The sequence below is a fragment of the Floccifex sp. genome (genome assembly GCF_051873555.1).
GTDB lineage: Bacteria > Bacillota_I > Bacilli_A > Erysipelotrichales > Erysipelotrichaceae > Floccifex.
In genome coordinates this window covers 1-2,169 of record NZ_JBJEEY010000080.1, presented here as the reverse complement: position 1 = coordinate 2,169, position 2,169 = coordinate 1, and the positions used below count along the sequence as shown (strand labels likewise).

General features: G+C 31.6%; 3 protein-coding genes. All 3 read right to left on the bottom strand.

Annotated elements, in window-relative coordinates; all coding sequences use genetic code 11:
• Positions 1–76 precede the first annotated feature (76 nt).
• Positions 77–604, bottom strand: a complete 528-nt coding sequence (locus ACI32A_RS04830) for a macro domain-containing protein (RefSeq protein ID WP_439753901.1) — start codon at positions 602–604, stop codon at positions 77–79.
• Positions 605–851: 247 nt separating this feature from the next.
• A complete protein-coding gene (locus ACI32A_RS04825; protein WP_439753900.1) occupies positions 852–1,544 on the bottom strand; it encodes a hypothetical protein in 693 nt (230 codons plus the stop codon).
• 5 nt (positions 1,545–1,549) lie between these two features.
• A partial coding sequence (locus ACI32A_RS04820) for a class B sortase (RefSeq protein WP_439753899.1) occupies positions 1,550–2,169 on the bottom strand: 620 nt, incomplete at its 5' end.

Below are 2,169 nucleotides of genomic sequence, written 5' to 3'. Positions count from 1 at the left end.
ATCAAGGTAGCTGTATTTGTATCAAAAAGTTGATTTTTGACACTACCATAAATAGAAGGAGATAAAAAAATGTATCCTAAGATACATTCTGTAGTGCTTGTAAAGTCTGTTTTCCAATATTTAATACAGTATTATCAATAACCGCAAAACAAATATCTATATTATAATCCGGATTTTGATCAATAAAATCCTGACACGCCTGTATGGCTTTTTTCCAGGCTAGATTGACAGGATATCCAAAGATTCCTGCAGAAATCAATGGAAAGCCAATGGATGTACAGTGATATTGTTTTGCTAATTTTAACGATTCCATGTAACATCCATATAATTTTTGCGGTTCTTTGTTTTGTCCTCCTTGCCATACAGGACCAACTGCATGAATGATATATTTAGCTGGTAATTGAAAAGCAGGAGTAATAACAGCACTTCCTGTTGGACAATGACCGATTGCCTGACAAGCTTGTCTTAATTGTTTGGAACCTGCTGCATTAAAAATAATGCCACATACACCTCCACCCTGGGCTAGACTTGAATTAGCGGCATTGACGATAATCTGGGTTCCTACATGGGTGATTCCGATTTTTTGGATAGTAATTGAGCTCATAAATTCCTCCATTTATTTTAAGAAAAAAAATTAGATTTGCGATAATTATTTGATAATTTGACATAAAGAAAAGAAAACTCACATATTTTCACATGTCTTTAAAATAGTTATTCGACAAGAATATTTTATCATAGAATCATCAAAGGAAAGATAATAAAAACCTTTGTTGATATAGATAAAATTTTTTCATAATTTATTTCTCTCTTAATTACCCTCTAAAAAATCGAATCCATCCAGATTCGATTTTTTATATCTTTATTTGTTTTTTCAATTCTATGATTTTTTCTTTAAATAAATCATCACATTGGTTCATTAACTCTTCATTGTTTTTGAATTTCTTTAGAAAAGGTTTAAGTATCTCTTCCTCTGCTTTTTTTCGCATATAAATGGCTTTTTCTTTATCTTTAGAACGACATAAATAATAATCTTTTCCATTGAAACCAATTGTAGCCAGCCATTTGTTCGTAGAATGATCAAAACAAACGCCTGTAATACCAGAAGTATTGGATTTTCGTTTTGAATAAATGGATTGTTGAATAACACGTACTTGATTATATTTTGATACTTCTTCTTTTAAACAACCACAAGACAAAGTATTTCCTTGCCTTAAATTGGTCTGTGAAACTTCACAAGTATTTCCACAATCACAAATACATTTCCAGACAATACTGTTTCCACTTCTTTTTGTAGTCATAGAAACAGCAACTAAACGACCAAAACGCTGATTTTTTAAATCAATTGCACGAGTTGTATTGTTGTCTTTTCGTTTGCATCCACAAGATTGAGTATTTCCACTTGTCAGTTTTCTAGAACTCACAAATACTTCATTTCCACAATCACAGATACACTTCCAGACAATGCTTCCACCTTCTCTTTGATTTGTTTTCTCAATGACAGTTAATTTCCCAAATCTCTTATTGATTAAATCAACTGTTTTCATATGGATCAGACTCTTTTATGAGACCAAACCAATACAATGACTATACAAATAACCAGTACAATAATGATTCCATACAAGAATAAGTGATACCAGTTAATCGATGAATCAGAACCTAAACTGATTCTTTCTTCAACAAATGTATCTTCATATGTTTCAGATGTAATTCTTCCTACTAATACAATTCTTCCGTTTGTACTATCACTTGAACAAGTACTCAGCAATATCAATCGATCACTATCTGGTATAGATAACTTCTGTACACAATAATTAGATATATAATCTATATATTCATCAATATTATCTTCATTGGTATTATAGACCTTCGAATCATACGCATCTACATTGATCAGCATAAAGAAATCCAGTCCATAGTTCTTTCCATTACAGTATAGATTTCCATATCGATGTGATTCAAAGTAATCTAACTTAGTATAGTTATCCAATCCACCAAGCATCTTTTCCTTTTCCATGTGATGGCCATAGATGATACTTACAGTATCAGTCATCTCCTTGGAATTATTACAGTCTAAGAATAGACTACCAGACAAAGAAAAGTTTCCTTCTACATCCGTATTCACATACTTGTCATTGTCTTCACCCTGTACCAAGGGATAATCAATATTGG

What these genes read in the sequence shown, in the direction of transcription:
- ACI32A_RS04825 (WP_439753900.1), bottom strand. Translation starts at nt 1,544, where the DNA reads ATGAAAACAGTTGATTTAATCAATAAGAGATTTGGGAAATTAACTGTC.
- ACI32A_RS04830 (WP_439753901.1), bottom strand. Translation starts at nt 604, where the DNA reads ATGAGCTCAATTACTATCCAAAAAATCGGAATCACCCATGTAGGAACC.